This is a genomic window from Paraburkholderia polaris (assembly GCF_012927345.1).
Classification (GTDB): Bacteria; Pseudomonadota; Gammaproteobacteria; order Burkholderiales; family Burkholderiaceae; genus Paraburkholderia; species Paraburkholderia polaris.
Genome location: NZ_JABBGJ010000034.1, coordinates 72,101 through 89,869, shown reverse-complemented (window position 1 = coordinate 89,869; position 17,769 = coordinate 72,101). Strand labels below are relative to the sequence as shown.

General features: G+C 61.6%; 12 protein-coding genes, 2 tRNA genes and 1 pseudogene. 10 read left to right on the top strand and 5 right to left on the bottom strand.

Going from position 1 to position 17,769, the window contains the following annotated elements:
* Window positions 1-47: 47 nt before the first annotated feature.
* On the bottom strand, window positions 48-872 hold the full coding sequence (locus tag HHL24_RS28785) for a squalene/phytoene synthase family protein (protein WP_169488732.1): 825 nt from the start codon (window positions 870-872) through the stop codon (window positions 48-50).
* 220 nt (window positions 873-1,092) lie between these two features.
* Between HHL24_RS28785 and HHL24_RS28780 the strand changes: the two genes are divergently transcribed.
* Window positions 1,093-1,179: transfer RNA gene (locus HHL24_RS28780), tRNA-Leu, on the top strand.
* A 95-nt stretch (window positions 1,180-1,274) separates the two neighbouring features.
* Here the strand turns inward: HHL24_RS28780 and HHL24_RS28775 are convergent.
* Window positions 1,275-1,568 (bottom strand): hypothetical protein, encoded by a 294-nt coding sequence (locus tag HHL24_RS28775; RefSeq protein ID WP_169488731.1) that lies wholly within the window; start codon window positions 1,566-1,568, stop codon window positions 1,275-1,277.
* Between the two features lie 626 nt (window positions 1,569-2,194).
* Between HHL24_RS28775 and HHL24_RS28770 the strand changes: the two genes are divergently transcribed.
* Window positions 2,195-5,452, top strand: coding sequence for a DUF2339 domain-containing protein (locus HHL24_RS28770; protein ID WP_169488730.1), 3,258 nt, complete (start codon window positions 2,195-2,197; stop codon window positions 5,450-5,452).
* Window positions 5,449-6,984: a DUF3999 domain-containing protein gene (locus HHL24_RS28765; RefSeq protein WP_169488729.1), complete on the top strand. Its 1,536-nt coding sequence runs from the start codon at window positions 5,449-5,451 to the stop codon at window positions 6,982-6,984. The genes HHL24_RS28770 and HHL24_RS28765 overlap by 4 nt, the downstream gene beginning before the upstream one ends.
* Window positions 6,985-7,089: 105 nt before the next feature.
* On the opposite strand, the gene HHL24_RS28760 is transcribed toward HHL24_RS28765, so the two are convergent.
* Together HHL24_RS28760 and HHL24_RS28755 are read right to left on the bottom strand one after the other, a co-directional pair.
* Complete coding sequence (locus HHL24_RS28760; RefSeq protein WP_169488728.1) at window positions 7,090-7,542, bottom strand: MarR family winged helix-turn-helix transcriptional regulator; 453 nt, start codon at window positions 7,540-7,542, stop codon at window positions 7,090-7,092.
* A gap of 63 nt (window positions 7,543-7,605) precedes the next feature.
* A complete protein-coding gene (locus HHL24_RS28755) occupies window positions 7,606-8,751 on the bottom strand; it encodes a glycerate kinase (protein WP_169488727.1) in 1,146 nt (381 codons plus the stop codon).
* A 580-nt stretch (window positions 8,752-9,331) separates the two neighbouring features.
* Here HHL24_RS28755 and tig point away from each other — a divergent pair.
* The 6 genes from tig (at window position 9,332) to HHL24_RS28725 (ending at window position 16,446) form a co-directional block, all read left to right on the top strand.
* Window positions 9,332-10,678 carry a trigger factor gene (tig, locus tag HHL24_RS28750; RefSeq protein WP_169488726.1) on the top strand — a complete coding sequence of 449 codons (1,347 nt, stop codon included), beginning with the start codon at window positions 9,332-9,334 and terminating at the stop codon, window positions 10,676-10,678.
* 206 nt (window positions 10,679-10,884) lie between these two features.
* A complete protein-coding gene (gene clpP / locus HHL24_RS28745) occupies window positions 10,885-11,538 on the top strand; it encodes an ATP-dependent Clp endopeptidase proteolytic subunit ClpP (protein ID WP_007182010.1) in 654 nt (217 codons plus the stop codon).
* 183 nt (window positions 11,539-11,721) lie between these two features.
* On the top strand, window positions 11,722-12,993 hold the full coding sequence (clpX, locus tag HHL24_RS28740; protein ID WP_074284192.1) for an ATP-dependent Clp protease ATP-binding subunit ClpX: 1,272 nt from the start codon (window positions 11,722-11,724) through the stop codon (window positions 12,991-12,993).
* Between the two features lie 202 nt (window positions 12,994-13,195).
* The gene (lon, locus tag HHL24_RS28735; RefSeq protein ID WP_169488725.1) at window positions 13,196-15,619 is read left to right on the top strand and encodes an endopeptidase La; all 2,424 of its coding nucleotides are present in this window, start codon (window positions 13,196-13,198) and stop codon (window positions 15,617-15,619) included.
* Between the two features lie 341 nt (window positions 15,620-15,960).
* Entirely contained in the window at window positions 15,961-16,233 is a 273-nt protein-coding gene (locus HHL24_RS28730; protein WP_027796408.1) for an HU family DNA-binding protein, read from the top strand.
* 137 nt (window positions 16,234-16,370) lie between these two features.
* Window positions 16,371-16,446, top strand: a tRNA-Val gene (locus tag HHL24_RS28725).
* Between the two features lie 239 nt (window positions 16,447-16,685).
* On the opposite strand, the gene HHL24_RS28720 is transcribed toward HHL24_RS28725, so the two are convergent.
* Window positions 16,686-16,859 carry a hypothetical protein gene (locus HHL24_RS28720; protein ID WP_169488724.1) on the bottom strand — a complete coding sequence of 58 codons (174 nt, stop codon included), beginning with the start codon at window positions 16,857-16,859 and terminating at the stop codon, window positions 16,686-16,688.
* 558 nt (window positions 16,860-17,417) lie between these two features.
* Between HHL24_RS28720 and HHL24_RS28715 the strand changes: the two are divergent.
* A pseudogene (locus HHL24_RS28715) lies at window positions 17,418-17,617 on the top strand (IS6 family transposase); the annotation flags it as partial.
* Between the last annotated feature and the right edge of the window lie 152 nt (window positions 17,618-17,769).

The window sequence follows — 17,769 nt, the reverse complement described above, 5'->3', positions numbered from 1 at the left end:
TCGCCGTTTCCTCATCAGCAGGAGGTGGCGGCCATTGTGGCGCCCGCTTACCTGGCGCGCCACGCGATCCAGAGTTTGCGGATCGGCGTCAACGCGATGCGCTGATGCAGCACGTGATAGCCGTCACGTTCGATTTCGTCCAGCAGCGCCAAGGCGAGTGCCGTCTGTGCCACCAGCGTGCGCTGCGAGCGGCGCTCATTCGCAGGCATGGCGGCGAGCGCCGCATGCAACGCATCTCGGGCCCGCTTGGTCTCGAAGCGCATCAGCTCGGTAAACGCGTCGGAGTATTTGCGGTTTATCAGATCCGCCGCGGTGACTTTAAAGCGCTGCATTTCGTCGATCGGGATATAGATGCGGCCGTGACGCGCATCATTGCCGGTTTCGACGACGAATTGCGCAAGCTGTAGCGCCTCGCCGAGCGGCACGGACCAGCTTGATGCCTGTGTGCTGTCTTTCGCCGTAGCGCGCGCGACCAGCGACGCGAAGGTGCCGCCCACGCCCTGCACGTAGCGCCGCAGATTCGGGTAGTCGAGGTAGCGCGCCTGATCGAGGTCCATTTCGAAACCGGCGAGCAACGCCTGTAACTCCGGATACGCGGCTTGCACGTCAGGCAGATAAGCTGCCAGCGCTTTGGAAACCGGATGCGACGGCGAACCCGAAGCCAACGCGGCGATCTCGTTTTGCCACCACGCGAGTTTGGTGCGGCCGATGGCCGGATCGCTGGTTTCCTTAACGGTTTCTTCAAACTCCCGGCGCAGCGCGAACAGCGCGCTCAGGAGTGGCTGGCTTGCCGCGGGCGCCTGCCGAAGCGCATAGTAGGTGCTCGATCCGGGCGGCGCCGCTTTCTGCTGGCAATATTCGTCGAAATTCACGGGATTGGAATGTGGGGAAGGGCACGCGAAGAGGGGCACGGCGTGCGTGCGTTTAGCCAAAAATTGTAGCATCGACGCTGCCTCAGGCAGATGCATCAGCAAATGCAGACAAGCGCGAATCAATCGGTTAGAATCTCGCGCTTACGCTTTCGGCCGCGGGTTTTTACGCGGTCGTGAGCATGCAGGACATCGGGCAGAACGTGCAGCGCTTTGCCCGGCTGCGAGGGTGGCGAAATTGGTAGACGCACCAGGTTTAGGTCCTGACGCCCGCAAGGGTGTAGGGGTTCGAGTCCCCTCCCTCGCACCATCCGTATGTCGCAGAGAACCCCGTTAAGTCTTCGGACTGACGGGGTTTTTTGTTTTCCGTGTGAGTTGCCTCGGACCTCGCGTGCCCGGCTGCGCTCAGGCGTCCGGCGCTGGCGATTGCTGTTCGGCTTGTGTGCCTGGCAACTCGGCTTGTGCGGCGCCCTCGAGAAAGCGGCGGGTCGATTCGAACGCCTGCAGCATCGGATCGGGCCATGGCGTTTGCAGCATGACCGCCTGGTGGTTTTCGAACGCCGACGACAACAGTTTTACCAGTTCAGGCGAGCGCAGATGGCGCAACAGCACACTGACGGCGATCGCCGTCGCCTGGCTCGCGCCGGCGGTTTGAAGTTCTGAGGCGGTGAGGGCCGCTACCTGTTTGTTGATGTCCACTGAAACTTCCCTGGATGAATGTGGGTGATTGAGGGCCCGGTGGCCGATTCCGAATTTTGACATGGTTGGCGGGTTGCCGCGAATGCGGCTGGCTGGTCGGGCTTGCCGTGCGCGAAGCGTGACGAAGGTTTTCACCGCAGTTAATCTATCAGGCGATATGCAGTTCGACGCCGCTGTCTGGTTTGTCCGGGCAATCGGGTGCCGATCGAGCCGTGCCCGGAATTAGGCGGTATTCGCTGTCACCCATATTGCGTAGCTTGTTAATCCGCGCGTCAGGTGCATTGATCGCATGGAGTTAAAGATGGCTGCTTTGGTCCGCTCCGTACGGTTTGTGGCGTGTACGTGTCCGAACCACACCAGTCGGCGCGTCGACGCGGAGACGCTCGCGCTCATTGCCACTCGTCCACGGATTAAACCTGGAGAAATAAGCAACGTAAAGTCGGCAAAAGAATCGATATGCATCGACGAATAAACGTCACCATTCGACTTCGTTCGCTTGATGGTTCAAAAGCGCGATTTACATGGTATTCTGCGCGCCGATTTTCGCCGTATTGCTGACGCAATACTCGCGGATAATCCGTGCGACCAACGGATCTCGCAGCAGAAGACAATAAAAGAGGGATGCGATGAGCGTGATATTTGCCGTGATCGGCGCGGTGGTCGGAATGTTGGCCGCCTTGTCGAACGACTTCTCGATCGGCTACGGTGCACTGATGGGCGGGGTGGCCGGCTTCGCGCTTGCACGTCTGCTGCAAAAGAAGTCGCCGGGCGCCCCGCACGAACCCGCGCCCAAACCGGCGGCGACCGATAGCTGGAGCCCACCCGGCGGCCCATCCGGCGAACTGGCCGCACGCGTTGAGCGACTCGAGCGCGAGATCGTCGTTTTGCGCGGCGAGATACGCGAATTGCGGGCCAGCGCCACCAGTGCATCGGCGACGGGGAGCGTGGATGGCGAGCCTGCGACGTTCAAATTGCGTCCGGCCGACGTCGTGCCGCGCAGCCCGGCGGCGTTGCCGCCGTCCGCCGGGTCACCGCTGCCGCCGTCGCCTTCCACCGAACCGCTGCCAGCGCAAACCCCGTCCGCGCCACCGTTTCCACCCGCACCGCCGCGCAGTCCCAGTCTCGCTGAACGCCTCTTCAAAAAGGGCCGCGACTGGCTATTCGGCGGCAATACGGTCGTGCGGGTCGGCATCATTGTGCTGTTCTTCGGCATTGCGTTCCTGCTCAAATACGCCGCCGACAACAGCCTGCTGCCGATCGAATTCCGCCTCGCCGGCGTTGCGCTTGCCGCGACCGTCCTGCTCGGGCTTGGCTGGCGCATCGGCGAGCGCCGCGGCGCGTACGGGCTGATCCTGCAGGGCGGCGGCGTCGGTGCGCTCTATCTGACCGTGTTCGCCGCAACCAGGCTCTACCACCTCCTGCCGGCGGGCGCGGCCTTGCCGCTGATGATCGCGATCTGCGGCTTGAGCGCGTTTCTGGCGGTGCGGCAGAACGCGTCGTCGCTGGCCTTCATGGGCAGTGCCGGCGGCTTCCTCGCGCCGGTGCTCCTGTCGACGGGCGACGGCAATCACGTGATGCTGTTCAGCTACTACGCGCTGCTCAACGCGGGCATTTTCGCGATCGCGTGGTTCAAGGCGTGGCGCCCTCTGAACCTGCTTGGCTTCGTGTTCACGTTTTCGATCGGCGCCGCGTGGGGCGTGACGGCTTACCGGCCTGAGTTGCTTGCCAGCATCGAGCCGTTCCTGATCCTGTTCTTCCTGATGTATGTCGGCATCGCGTTGCTCTACGCGGTGCGTCGCGAAGTCGCGCTCAGGCATTACGTCGACGGCACGCTGGTGTTCGGCACGCCGCTCGTCGCGATCGGTCTGCAGGCGGCACTGATGAAGGGCACCGAATTCGGTCTGGCGTGGAGTTCGGTGGCGCTGGCCGCGTTCTACCTCGCGATCGCGGGCTGGCTGGCGCGGCGGCGCGCGCGCCTCGGCATGATGTTCGAGGCCATGCTCGCGCTGGCCGTGATCTTCGCTACGCTTGCTGTGCCGCTCGCTTTCACCGGACCGACCACGAGCGCGACCTGGGCGATCGAAGGCGCCGCGATCACCTGGCTCGCTGTGCGTCAGCGGCGCCTGAGCGCATTTGGCTTCGGCTTGCTGATGCAACTGGCCGCGGCGGCCGCGTATGTTGTCGGCACGCTCGTGCAAATCGATGGCGCGCATGCGTGGCCGGTCCTCAACGGCGCGTACATCGCGACCGTGCTGATCGCGATCGCGGGCATCTTAACGGGATGGCGGTTGCATGGGCGCAGCGAAGCGGGCGCGTGGCGCGCATGGATGCCGCAGATCGGCCTCGTCGCCGGCGTGTGGGGGCTGTTGTGGTGGATCTTGGGCGGTCTCCACGAAATCCACGCGTACGCGCCGGTGCATCTTGCGTATGACCGCGATCGTTTTGAGACCGCTGCCGTCGCGCTGTTCGCCGTTCTAACAGCCTGGCTCGCGCACGGGGCACACCGCAAGCTGCGTTGGCAGCTCGCCGAACTGCCGGCGCTGGCGCTCGTGCCAGTCCTCGCTCTGCTGACGTTGAGTCTGTTCATGCTGAGCATGGCGCCGCTCAGCGGTTACGGTTGGCTGGTTTGCGCGATCGCCGCTGCGTCCACCTACGTGCTGCTGTGGCGTCAGCAACGCGACGTCGGCGATCGTGTGCTCGCGCCGCTGCATACGCTGATGTTCTGGACGGCCGGCGCGCTTGTCGCGCTCGAAGGCTATTGGGGCTTGCGCGCATACGTGCCGGAAGGCGCATGGAGCTGGAGCGCGTGGGCCTATGGCTTCGGCATTCTGCTGCTGTTGGTGGCGGGCGTCGGGCACCGTTTGCGCTGGCCGGTCGCGCGCTTCGTGCAGGCCTATCAGGTGTGGGCCGCGGCGCCACTCGCCGCCCTGCTGTGGGCGTGGAGCATCGCGAGCGTGACGAGCGACGGCAGCGCCGCGCCGCTCTTCTGGCTGCCTATCCTCAATCCGCTGGATGTGGCGCAGATCCTCGCTTTGATTGCCTGCGCCGTGTGGCTGCGGCGCCTGCGAGCACTGGGCGTGCACTGGCATCCGCGAGCTTTCGACTACGCGGTGCTCGCGACACTGTTCCTGTGGTTCAACGCGTTGCTGCTGCGCACGCTGCGTCATCATTTCCATGCAGGGTACGATGTCAATGCGGTGCTCGCGTCGTTCAATTTCCAGCAGGTGTTCCTGGTCGGCTGGAGCGCGTTTGCATTTGCCGGGCTGTGGCTCGCGCGTCGCGATAGCATCGTGCGCTTATGTGCGATCGCATCGACACCGCTCGTGCTGGTGATGTGGGTGTGGACGTTCTATGCGAACCTGACACAGGATGGCGATGCGTGGGCGCGTCTGCCGCTGCTCAATCCGCTCGACCTGGTGCAGGCGGTGATTTTTGCACTGGCGGCGTTGTGGCTCGTGCGCATCAACCGCCTGGGTGTGCCGGTCGGCGAATACCGTGTTCCGTTGCAGGCGGCGGTCGGCGTGACAGGATTCATCTGGCTCAACGCGATGCTGCTGCGCACGCTGCATCACTGGATTGGCGTGCCCTACCAGCTCGACGAGATGTCTCACTCGATGCTCGTGCAGGCTTCGGTATCGGTGTTCTGGACGGTCTGCGCGTTGGCTATGATGATCTGGGCGACCCGGCGGGCTAGCCGGCTGTTCTGGTTCATCGGCGGCGGCCTGCTGGCGGTGACCGTCGTCAAGCTGTTCCTGTTCGACCTGTCGCACGTGACCGGTATCGAGCGGATCGTGTCGTTCATCGGTATCGGCCTGATGTTGCTGCTGATCGGCTACTTCTCGCCGTTGCCGCCCAAAGCGGCAGTTCTGGAAACTGAGCAATGAAGCGTGTCTTGATAGTGACGGGGTGGTGCCTTGCGATCTCGTCCGTGTGGGTGTCGACGGCGGCCGTAGCGGCCGATCGGTTGGCGCAGCGCTTTGCGCTCGAACTCGAGAGCGGCGCGGCCTATTACAGCGTGACGCTTCCGGCTGCCGTCTACGCTGCCAGCCAGCGCAGCGATCTCGGCGACGTGCGTGTGTTCAATGGCGCCGGCGAACCCGTGCCGTATTCGCTCGACGCGCCGCGCGAGCCTTCCCGCGCACCGGTCACGTTGCATCCGGTAGGTTGGTTTCCCTTGCCGCCCGCCGCCCGCGGCAGCACCGGCGTGCCACTTGGTGAGACGATTGCCGCCGACGGGTCGCTGCGGGCAACGTCAGCGCCGCCGGACCGCGCGCAACATGACGCCGACCTGATCGACGTCGCGCGCGAGACGCGCGGGGAAGCTCGGGTCGATGCATTGGTCGTCCATGTGCGTGACGACAATTACCAGGGACGTGTCAGCGTTGAATCGAGTGACGATTTGCGCAACTGGCAACCCGCCGGCGAGGCGCAACTGCTCAAGGTGAGCTACAACGGCAGCACGCTGAGCCAGGACCGTATTGAGCTCAACGGCAGGCGCGCGCGTTACCTGCGTTTGCACTGGCTCGACGGCACGCCGTACATCGAGTCGATCGATGCTCAGGTGCAGGCGGCCAGCGCTGACAACGCACAGCGCGCGGATACCCAATGGGAATGGCGCGAAGGCATCGTTGCCCACGCGGGTCCGAAAGCCGGCGAGTATTTCTTCGAGACTGGCGGGCCTTATCCCGTCGATCGTTTGCGCCTGAATCTGCCGCAGCCGAATACCGTGGCGCCCGCTGTCGTCTACTCGCGTGCGGGACTGGAGTCGAGCTGGAAAGAAGTGTCGAGCGCGACGCTGTTCCGGTTGCACAACGGCACAGTGGAGCAAAGCAATCCATCGCTTGAAATGGCGCCGGACACGGATCGTCAGTGGCGCGTGGTGGTCGACACGCGCAACGGCGGTTTGGGCAGCGGCACGTTGACCGTCGCCGCGGGTTGGCGTCCGGCGACACTCACTTTCGTCGCGCGCGGGGCTGCGCCTTTCACGCTGGGGGTGGGGAGTGCGGCCGCGGTGTCGTCGGCGGTGAGCAGGGCGGATCTGCTGATGGGTGCTTCGTCGGTCGCCGCCACGGCGCGGCTAGGCGAGGTGCTGCCTGCTGAGCAGGACGCCGATGCGCAGTCGCCGGGCAGCGACCCCGATGCGATGCGGCGCTATATATTGTGGGCGGCCTTGTTGCTGGCCGTCGGCTCGCTCGGTGCGATCGCCTGGCGGCTTGCGCGTGGCGCTCAGGTCCAGGCCGGGGCCCGGGCTGGCGATGTGGCTGGGGGAGTAACCGATGGCGGCGGTGGATCCGGTGTAGCGGGCAGCGCTGGCGGATTGGCCGGTGGTGTGGCCAGCGAGTCAGGCGCGGCGAGCGCTATAGCTGACGATGCAGGCGCCGCCAGCGCGGACGGTCAAAGCACCGGAAAGAACTGACTTCGGCGCGGGCGTATTTCGGCGTGGAGGTTTGCGCAGAACCGGGAGATTGGAACGCGCCGAGGGATTGCACCGCGCGGGCACCCCGCGGTTGCGCGCCGTTACTTACGCCTCGCGTTCCAACATCGTGTTGATAATCTTGTCGAGAGCTTGCCCGAACGCGAGCTTTTCCTGTTCGTCGAGGCAGTCAAACATATCCCCGTTCCACTTACGCGCGATCGGCATCACCTTGCGATAGAGCGCGCGGCCCTCCGGGGTCAGCGACACCAGCACGACGCGGCCGTCTTCAGCGCTCGGCTCGCGTTTCACGAGTCCTTGCTTGATCAACGCCTCGGCCGCACGGCTCGCCTGACTCTTGTCGAGGTTGGCGTGCCGCGCCAGTTCCATGATCGAAAATGGTCCGAACGAGCCCACCGACGCAATCACCCGTGCTTCAGGCAATGTCACGCCCAGTTTGTCCTGATAACGCTCGCCGATGCCACGCTCGGCGAGTTTGTTCAGGACATGCAGACGGTACGTCAGGAACTGTTCGAGTCCGGTTTTGGCGGAGGCCTTCATGGTCTTCCCGTGATGAGTGGCGCGGTCGTGGCGCTGTGATTGTTGCCGCAACCGTCCTGCCGGTCAACGCACGCCGTATTTCAGGCGCGTCAACTGTTCGGCCTCGTCGGCAAGCAGACGCGCCGCCTCGCGAATTGCAACCTCGAGGGTGATCGGCCCGGGGGCCGGCGAGAAGCACCCACTGAAGTATTCGGCGAGGCGCGGTAGCGCCGCGGAGTCGACCGCACCGGAGAGCAGTGTGGCCGGCACGCCCGCTGCCTGCGCATGACGGCAAGCGATAAACGGCGCCTTGCCGTGTAGCGTTTGCACGTCCGAGCGGCCTTCGCCGGTGATCAGCCAGTTCGCGCCTTCAAGGGCCGCGTCCAGACCGATCTGCCGCGCGACGGTTTCCGCGCCCGGCTCGAACTGCGCGCCCAGCATATGCAGCGCGAAGCCGAGACCGCCGGCCGCACCCGCGCCGGGTTGGTCGCGTGCCGTGCGCCCTAGCGCCGCCTCGAGCAGATCGGCGAAGCGGGCGAGGGCGGCGTCGATCGGGGCAACCTGTTCTGGCTTCACACCCTTTTGCGGTCCGAACACAGCGGTCGCGCCGTGGTCGCCGGTCAGCGGGTTGTCCACATCCGACATGCCGACGAACTGCGTGTCCGCGAGGCGGGCATCCAGTTGCGACACGTCGAGGCGCGCCACGCGAGCGAGTTGTTCGGGCGTGGCGTCGAGCTCCTTGTCTTGCGCGTCGAAAAGTTTCAGGCCGAGGCCGGCCAGCAAGCCGGCGCCGCCGTCGTTCGTGCTGCTGCCGCCGAGCGCAACAAAAAAGCGCCGCACGCCCGCGTCGAGCAGCGCGCGAATCGCTTCGCCCATACCGCGCGTGCTGCGCGCCTCGACCGGCACGCCCATGCCGACCGGATCGGTAATGCCGACGATTTCCGCTGTTTCGATGATCGCGCTGCCATCCGCAAGCAGTCCCGTAAGCGCCTCACGAACTGGACCGGCCGCGCCGCGCACGCTCAGCTTGCGGCGTTCGCCGCCGCTCGTGAGCATGGCGTCGAGTGTGCCTTCGCCGCCGTCGGCCATCGGACAGATGCGCACGGTGGCGTCCGGCCGGGCGCGCTGGATGCCGGACGCAATCGCCTGCGCGACCTGTTCCGCGCTAAGCGAACCTTTGAAGGAATCGGGAGCAATGACGACGACAGGCGAGGACGGCAAATTCGGCATGGTGTCTCTGAATGGTTGGAGTCGTTGCGAGGGCGGGTGAGATGAACAGATAGAGGCGCAGCCCCGAGCGCGTCCATTAGCTTATCAGCATGGGCGCGCCGACTGAATATGTCGAATGGCATAGCCGGGATTGTCAGTAGGAGGGCGTGCAGGAATCACGAGTGGGGGCGCGAGCGGTAAGCGCGGCGCTGTCGGCCATGCGGGTCCTTCTGGCGGAAGCGGCGCCGGCGAAAGGGACCGCTGAACTGCCACAAGCACCGTCGCAAGCAGCCTGGAAACTGGCGGGGAATGCGCGCAGGGCAAGCACGAAACAGCCACCTGGCGAGCTGCAAAGAGGTGCAAAACAGCGCGGAAACTGGCCCCAACACCGATAAAAACGCGCGCAACCATCGAATCCCGGCTAAGCGCGCAAATAGTTTGCTAAAATATTCGGCTCTTTGGACCCAACCGTGCTGCCGGCGGCCTGCAAGCCCGCGGCGCAGGCGCGCAATCGATGCAAAGCCACAATGTGAAGCGACATCGAAAAGCGGCACGGAGAAGATAACTGATTCGCTCGAATAATTTTAGGACGATTGAAGCCATGGCTAACGTTGTTGAAAACCTCGGCAAGCTCGAACGCCGCGTAACGATTTCCCTGCCGAAGGACGCCGTGCAGAAGGAAGTGGACTCGCGTATCCGTCAACTCGCGAAGAACGTGCGCATGCCGGGTTTCCGCCCGGGCAAGGTGCCGCTCAAGATGGTGACGCAACAGTATTCGGGTCAGGTGGAAGCCGAAGTGCTGAGCGACAAGGTCGGCAAGGAGTTTTTCGACATCAGCCGCGCCGAAAACCTGCGCGTTGCCGGTCAGCCGAGCTTCGCGCCGAAGGCCGACGCAGCTGAAGGTGACTACGCGTTCGACGCGACGTTCGAGGTGTATCCGGAAGTGAAGCTGGGCGACGTCGCCACGGCTGAAATCGAACGCACCACGACCACCATCAGCGAAGCGGAAATCGACCGCACGCTGGACATCCTGCGCAAGCAGCGCGTGCACTTCCACGCTCGCGGTGAATCCGGCGAGCACGGCGACGGCGGCGCGGACACGGCGGCTAAAGACGGCGACCGCGTGACGGTCGACTTCGTCGGCAAGATCGACGGTGAAGTGTTCCAGGGCGGCAGCGCTGACGACTTCGCATTTGTGCTGGGCGAAGGCCGCATGCTGCCGGAATTCGAAAAGGCAGCGCTCGGCCTGAAGGTCGGCGAGTCGAAGGAATTCGACCTGGCTTTCCCGGCTGACTATCACGGCAAGGATGTCGCCGGTAAGACTGCGCAATTCACGATCACGATGAAGAAGATCGAGTGGCCGCACCTGCCGGAAATCGACGCTGAATTCGCGAAGTCGCTCGGTATCGAAGACGGCGATTTGGTCAAGATGCGCGCTGAGATCAAAGACAATCTCGAACGCGAAGCGAAGCGCCGCACGCAAGCCATCGTCAAGAACCAGGTGATGGACGCGTTGCTGAAGATTTCGGAACTCGACGTGCCCAGCGCGCTGATCGCGCAAGATCAGGAGCGTCTGGTCGGCATGGCTCGTCAGGACCTCGAGCAACGTGGCGTGCCGAACGCCGCTGACGCACCGATCCCGGCTGAAATGTTCAAGGAACAGGCTGAGCGTCGCGTCAAGCTGGGCCTCGTTCTGGCCGAGCTGGTCAAGGCCAACGAGCTGCAAGCCAAGCCGGAGCAGATTCGTGCCGAAGTCGACGAATTCGCGAAAAGCTACGAAGACCCGAAGGAAGTCGTCCGCTGGTATTATTCCAATCAGCAACGTCTTGCCGAAATGGAAGCGTATGTCGTTGAAGCCAACGTCGTCGATTTCGTCCTCAGCAAGGCCAAGGTGACGGACAAGGAAGTAAGCTTCGAAGAACTGGCAAGCGCAACGGCACAAGCATAAGCGTCGCTGCAACGGCGTGCCGGCTGTCGGAGCGACGGCTCGCACGCCGTTTTTTTGTGCTGTGAAAGTACGTTGCGTTTTGCATGGCGCGTTTCACGCAGCGTCGCACACCGCGTTCGCACTGATCGCGCACTTGAATACGGGCTCGTCGACCACACCTGTCTAGCATCTAATATTTAGAATATTTCCAGACAAGGATCCATTGCATGACCTTTCGCGCCCAAATGCTGGACACGTTGACCTCCCAGTCGTCGCGGGATCTCGAAGCGCAGGCGCTCGGACTGGTGCCGATCGTCGTGGAAACGAGCGGCCGCGGCGAGCGCTCGTATGACATCTACTCGCGTCTGCTGAAGGAACGCATCGTTTTCCTGGTCGGCGAAGTGAACGACCAGACGGCCAACCTCGTCGTCGCGCAGATGTTGTTCCTTGAAAGCGAAAACCCGGACAAAGACATCAGCTTCTACATCAACAGCCCGGGCGGTTCGGTTTCGGCCGGGATGGCGATCTACGATACGATGCAGTTCATCAAACCGGACGTGTCGACGCTGTGCATGGGTCTCGCGGCCAGCATGGGCGCGTTCCTGCTGGCAGCCGGCGCAAAGGGCAAGCGTTTTGCGCTGCCGAATTCGCGTGTGATGATTCACCAGCCGCTGGGCGGCGCGCGCGGCCAGGCGTCGGACATCGAAATCCAGGCGCGCGAAATCCTGTACCTGAAGGAACGGCTGAATCATTTGCTCGCGCACCACACCGGCCAGCCGGTCGAGCGTATCGCGCGCGACACCGACCGGGACAACTTCATGTCCGGCGACGACGCGCAAGCTTACGGTCTGGTTGACCAGGTGGCGCACAAGCGTCCTTGATCTGGTGCGGTTTTGCCTTATATTGGGGCAAAACCGTCATCGGATCGGTTGTGAAATAATCAAAACTCGTCCGAGCGCCTGCGGCAAACGCCGTTATCGTGGCTCAAGCCCTGCCGCGCCCAAGCCGCGAGGCCAGGGCAAACGGCGTATCATGTAATTGAGTGTCCGGAGGCTCACACATCTATGGCGGACAAGAAAGGTTCTAACAGCGAAAAGCTGTTGTATTGCTCGTTCTGCGGCAAGAGCCAGCATGAAGTCAAAAAACTGATTGCCGGCCCGTCGGTGTTCATCTGTGATGAATGTATCGACCTGTGCAACGAAATCATCCGCGATGAGGCTGCAGGCGCGGGCATCGAGGCGGGCTTGTCCAAGTCCGATCTGCCGAGTCCGCAGGAAATCCGTGAAATTCTCGACCAGTATGTGATTGGTCAGGAACGCGCGAAGAAGATTCTCGCGGTCGCGGTGTACAACCATTACAAGCGCCTCAAGCACCTCGACAAGAAGGATGAGATCGAGCTGTCCAAGAGCAACATCCTGCTGATCGGCCCGACCGGTTCCGGCAAGACCTTGCTCGCGCAGACGCTCGCGCGCCTTCTGAACGTCCCGTTCGTCATTGCGGATGCAACGACGCTGACGGAAGCCGGCTACGTCGGCGAAGACGTCGAGAACATCATCCAGAAGCTGCTGCAGAACTGCAATTACGAAGTCGACAAGGCCCAGCGCGGCATTGTCTACATCGACGAAATCGACAAGATCAGCCGCAAATCCGACAACCCGTCGATCACCCGTGACGTATCGGGCGAGGGCGTACAGCAGGCCTTGCTGAAGCTGGTTGAAGGCACGATGGCTTCGGTGCCGCCGCAGGGTGGCCGTAAGCATCCGAATCAGGACTTCATCCAGGTCGACACCACTAATATTCTGTTCATTTGCGGTGGCGCATTCGATGGGCTCGAGAAGGTCATCGTCGACCGTACCGAGAAGACCGGTATCGGCTTCGGCGCAAGCGTGAAGAGCAAGCAGGACCGCGACGCCGGCGAAGTGCTGCGCGAAGTGGAGCCGGAAGATCTGATCAAGTTCGGCCTGATTCCTGAACTGATTGGTCGTCTGCCGGTGGTGGCTACGCTCGGCAAGCTCGACGAACCGGCGTTGATGAAGATCCTCGTCGAACCGAAGAATGCCTTGGTGAAGCAATACCACAAGCTGTTCAACATGGAACGCGTCGAGCTCGAAATTCGCCCGGCTGCGTTGCAGGCTGTTGCGCGTAAGGCGATTCGTCGCAAGACGGGCGCCCGGGGTCTGCGTTCGATCCTGGAACAGGCATTGCTTGACGTGATGTACGATCTGCCGCAGATGAAAGGCGTTAGCAAGGTCATCATCGACGACAACGTGATTGACGGCGACGGCAAACCGCTACTGATCTACGAAGACGCGCCGAAAGTGGCGGGTTCGAACTGATCGGCTTGCGGGTTCTGCAAAAAAAGCCGTTCATGGCAACGTGAACGGCTTTTTTCGTTTATCGTGTGGTCAGGATGGTTGTTTTCACTATGGAGTCACTGAACCTTCGGAGTCACTGAACTTTTCCCACACGCGGAGGCTTGCAATCTTTTCTGCTGGCCTCACCTATCGAACGAACTGATTCCACTCATGGGGAAATGAAATGTCAGGAACCCAACTCCTTCCGCCGGAACGCATTACGCTCCCGCTGCTCCCGCTGCGTGACGTAGTCGTCTTCCCGCACATGGTGATTCCGCTCTTCGTAGGCCGCCCGAAGTCGATCAAGGCTCTCGAAGCAGCGATGGAAGGCGGCAAGCACATCATGCTCGTCGCCCAGAAAACGGCTGCGAAAGATGAGCCGACCGAAAAGGACATGTACGAAGTAGGGTGTATCGCCAACATCCTGCAAATGCTGAAGCTGCCCGACGGCACCGTTAAGGTGCTCGTTGAAGGCTTGCAGCGCGCAAAAACGCTTTCCATCGAAGAACAGGAAACGCAGTTTTCGTGCGAAGTCATGCCGCTCGAACCCGACCACGCCGACAGCGCTGAAACTGAAGCGCTGCGCCGCGCGATCGTGTCGCAGTTCGACCAGTATGTGAAGCTGAACAAGAAAATCCCGCCGGAGATCCTGACGTCGCTGTCGGGCATCGACGAGGCTGGCCGTCTGGCCGATACGATCGCGGCACACCTGCCGCTCAAGCTCGACCAGAAGCAGCACATCCTCGAAATGTTCCCGGTCATCGAGCGCCTCGAGCATCTGCTCGCGCAGCTCGAAGCTGAGATCGATATCCTGCAGGTTGAAAAGCGCATCCGCGGGCGTGTGAAGCGCCAGATGGAGAAGAGCCAGCGCGAGTACTACCTGAACGAACAGGTCAAGGCGATCCAGAAGGAACTGGGCGAAGGCGAAGAAGGTGCGGATCTCGAGGAACTCGAGAAGCGCATTACGGCTGCCCGTATGCCGAAGGAAGCCAAGAAGAAGGCCGACGCCGAGCTGAAGAAGCTCAAGTTGATGTCGCCGATGTCGGCTGAAGCGACGGTCGTGCGTAACTACATCGATACGCTGATCGGCTTGCCGTGGCGCAAGAAGAGCAAGGTCAACAACGACCTCTCGAATGCGGAACGCGTGCTCGACGAAGACCACTTCGGTCTCGAGAAAGTGAAGGAACGCATTCTCGAGTATCTCGCGGTCCAACAACGTGTCGACAAGGTGAAGGCGCCGATTCTGTGCCTCGTTGGGCCTCCGGGTGTCGGTAAGACGTCGCTGGGTCAGTCGATCGCTCGCGCTACGAACCGCAAGTTCGTACGTATGGCGCTTGGCGGCGTGCGCGACGAAGCTGAGATTCGCGGTCACCGTCGTACGTACATCGGTTCGATGCCCGGCAAGATTCTGCAAAGTCTGACCAAAGTCGGCGTACGCAATCCGCTCTTCCTGCTCGACGAAGTCGACAAGATGGGCCAGGATTTCCGCGGCGATCCGTCGTCGGCTCTGCTGGAAGTGCTTGATCCGGAACAGAACCATACGTTCGCCGATCACTATGTCGAAGTCGACTTCGATCTGTCGGACGTGATGTTCGTGGCGACGTCGAACTCGCTGAACATTCCGCCGCCGTTGCTTGACCGGATGGAAGTGATCCGTCTGTCGGGTTACACGGAAGACGAGAAGGTCAGCATCGCGCAACGTTATCTTTTGCCCAAGCAGAAGAAGAACAACGGCCTCAAGGATGGCGAGGTCGATGTGACGGAAACCGCAATCCGCGACATCATTCGTTACTACACGCGTGAAGCGGGCGTTCGTTCGCTCGAGCGTGAAATTTCGAAGATCTGCCGCAAGGTTGTGAAGATGCTTCTGCTGAAGAAGGCGGAAGGCGCGGTGACAGTCGACGGCAGCAATATCGACACCTTCCTCGGCGTGCGCAAATACGACTTCGGTCTGGCCGCGAAGGAAAATCAGGTTGGCCAGGTCACGGGTCTTGCGTGGACGGAAGTGGGCGGCGATTTGCTGACCATCGAAGCCGCGGTGATGCCGGGTAAGGGCAATGTGATCCGCACGGGTTCGCTCGGCGACGTGATGAAGGAATCCGTCGAAGCTGCGCGCTCGGTGGTCCGCTCGCGTTCGCGCCGTCTGGGTGTCAAGGACGAAGCGTTCGAAAAGCAGGACATTCACATCCACGTGCCGGAAGGCGCGACGCCGAAGGACGGTCCGTCTGCCGGCATCGCGATGACGACCGCGCTGGTGTCGGTGTTGACCGGTATTCCGGTCCGCGCCAACGTCGCGATGACGGGCGAAATCACGCTGCGTGGCGAAGTTCTGCCGATCGGCGGCCTGAAGGAAAAGCTGCTGGCGGCGCATCGCGGCGGCATCAAGCTGGTGCTGATTCCGGAAGATAACGTCAAAGATTTGACGGAGATTCCGGACAACGTGAAGAACGCGATCGAGATCGTGCCGGTCCGCTGGATCGACAAGGTACTCGAACTGGCGCTCGAACGTGTGCCCGCGGCATTGCCGGAAGAAGAACCGAAGCCTGCTACGCCAGTCGCAGCAGAGCCGGCGAAAGACTCTGGTGCAACGGATGTTGTGAAGCACTAAGGTAGTCAACAGCGAAAGCTGTTCGCTGTACAAAACCCGCGGCCTGGCTGCGGGTTTTTTATTGCCGGTGAGATGCCCGAAAGGTGTGTGTGGGAAGCGCAGCATCCCACCTTTTGACAAAGAGGCATTTACGGCCGTCGATTGGTTGTGCGCGCATCGATTCGCGGCAAGATTTGGTTATAAGAAGCCTCCTCCAGAACGCCTCGAATCAGGCTCAACCCCGCTTGACACAAGGGTTTCGGCCAATTCTAATGAGTCGGCTCGGCGTTGGCCGACAGCCGCGTGATGCCAGGTGCTACAGAGCGCCGTCACGATTGCCATAAACATTCTCGGGGGTTGGAATGAATAAAACGGAATTGATCGATCACATTGCGCAGCAAGCCGATATTTCGAAGGCCGCGGCAGGCCGTGCGCTCGATGCGGTGATCGGTGGAGTCAAAGGTACGTTGAAGAAAGGCGGTTCGGTGACGTTGGTGGGCTTCGGTACGTTTGCCGTGGGCAAGCGCACCGCGCGTACGGGACGCAATCCGCGCACCGGCGACGCCATCAAGATCAAGGCGGCGAAGGTCCCTAAATTTAGGCCTGGCAAAGCTTTGAAGGATGCGCTAAACTAATGGGCTTGCTGCTTGAAGAATTGCAGATTCGTTAGAAAGAAGTGTGGCGAATTCTGCGTGACTTGGTGTCGCATCGGGTTGATGCACAAAGTTAATAAATCGGGCAGCAAAAGCAGGAGCGCACTGAATCGCGAAACGGGTGCTTAGCTCAGTTGGTAGAGCGGCGCCCTTACAAGGCGTAGGTCGGGAGTTCGAGCCTCTCAGCACCCACCATTTCCGTTTCGCGAGGACGTCCAGAAGCGTCCATAGATGTCCGGAGCAATCCGCTGAAACCCGCATGGCTAATGGCTCTGCGGGTTTTTTATTGCCCACTGGCTGGGTAGATATGTCCAGTGCCGTCCAGCCGAATCCTAACTTTTTTCGTTGTATTTTTTGTTGTAGTGGAGTCGGTGCGTGGACGCTCGACAGCTGTCTGCTCTGGTACCTGCACGGCGAAACATGCCGCACGCCGTTCAAGCTAACGTCGCGTTCGCCTTTTCTTTTTGGGCTTCGGCGGTGCAAGCGCAGCGGTCCAGAAAGCAGTAGTTCCACGCTTCGCCGCAGCTGTTGCAGTCCCACGCGCTGCCCCGGCCGCCGCATTGGCTCCGCTCAACCACATGCTGAGAAAAGGATTCTTTTTCATCCACGGATTTTTCATGTCGTGCTCGGTCGAGGAAGCCGGTTGTCCAGCTAATGCCAACTGAGCACCGCAAGCGGTGTTCCTACCAGGCCTTTGTGTCGCGAGGACGGTATTTCCCGAGCCTGAGCGATGCCGCCCGACGGAAACAGGGGTTTCGGGGCATGGCGTGCCGACGGCGGAACGAACCACTTTCTCAAGCTCGAATACGGGCTGAGCGCACCACCTGTGCAGTGTTGCAACGTCCGTTCACTTCCGGGATTAAAGCGCACAGGTAGAACGGGAGATGCAGAATACGCTCGAGCGGCCTCGCGCCGAAACGTGCCTGCGCGTTTATTGCCGATGTCGAACCGCCAGTTGCGGGTGTGATACTGCAGCGCCGCGTCGTACAGCGTATAGCTTGGACGGTCGGCGAGTTGTCCGGCGCACCCGCCGACGCGCTCTGGTAGCGGATCCCACGACCGATCCCGAAGCCGGCGAGCGTTCCCGTATGCCATGTCCAGAAACACCGGTGACGCTGACTGCGATCCACCTCCAGGACTGGAATGATATTCACACAACTTCCTGCCCGCGCGAGCGGCGCATGCGGGGCTTTCGCGACCTGAAGCGCACGCAGGCTTTCGTGTCGGGCTTCGGTCCGATCCGACAGCACTTCGCACTGAAACGACATCTGCTGCGCGTTTCTCTTTTCGCAAACACCTCGTGGCCCGGTTCGCCGCATGGCGCGAATTTACCGACGTCACCCAAACTCCGTCGAATGCCTTCTAAGCCATAGTGGCTTATGCATCAACACCGAGGAAGTCCCGCGAGTTGACAGTGCCGAAAGGACAGGTGAAATGTTCGGCAAAAACTACGTTGTCTGCCGCCCAGCAATTTTACTCGTTGGTTTCATAAGCGAGCCTTCGCATATCGGCTTTGCT

Excerpts from the sequence above, each read along its gene's own strand:
- HHL24_RS28755 (WP_169488727.1), bottom strand. The coding sequence starts at position 8,751 with ATGCCGAATTTGCCGTCCTCGCCTGTCGTCGTCATTGCTCCCGATTCC.
- clpX (WP_074284192.1), top strand. The coding sequence starts at position 11,722 with ATGGCGGACAAGAAAGGTTCTAACAGCGAAAAGCTGTTGTATTGCTCG.
- HHL24_RS28770 (WP_169488730.1), top strand. The coding sequence starts at position 2,195 with ATGAGCGTGATATTTGCCGTGATCGGCGCGGTGGTCGGAATGTTGGCC.
- lon (WP_169488725.1), top strand. The coding sequence starts at position 13,196 with ATGTCAGGAACCCAACTCCTTCCGCCGGAACGCATTACGCTCCCGCTG.
- HHL24_RS28765 (WP_169488729.1), top strand. The coding sequence starts at position 5,449 with ATGAAGCGTGTCTTGATAGTGACGGGGTGGTGCCTTGCGATCTCGTCC.
- clpP (WP_007182010.1), top strand. The coding sequence starts at position 10,885 with ATGACCTTTCGCGCCCAAATGCTGGACACGTTGACCTCCCAGTCGTCG.
- HHL24_RS28760 (WP_169488728.1), bottom strand. The coding sequence starts at position 7,542 with ATGAAGGCCTCCGCCAAAACCGGACTCGAACAGTTCCTGACGTACCGT.
- HHL24_RS28730 (WP_027796408.1), top strand. The coding sequence starts at position 15,961 with ATGAATAAAACGGAATTGATCGATCACATTGCGCAGCAAGCCGATATT.
- tig (WP_169488726.1), top strand. The coding sequence starts at position 9,332 with ATGGCTAACGTTGTTGAAAACCTCGGCAAGCTCGAACGCCGCGTAACG.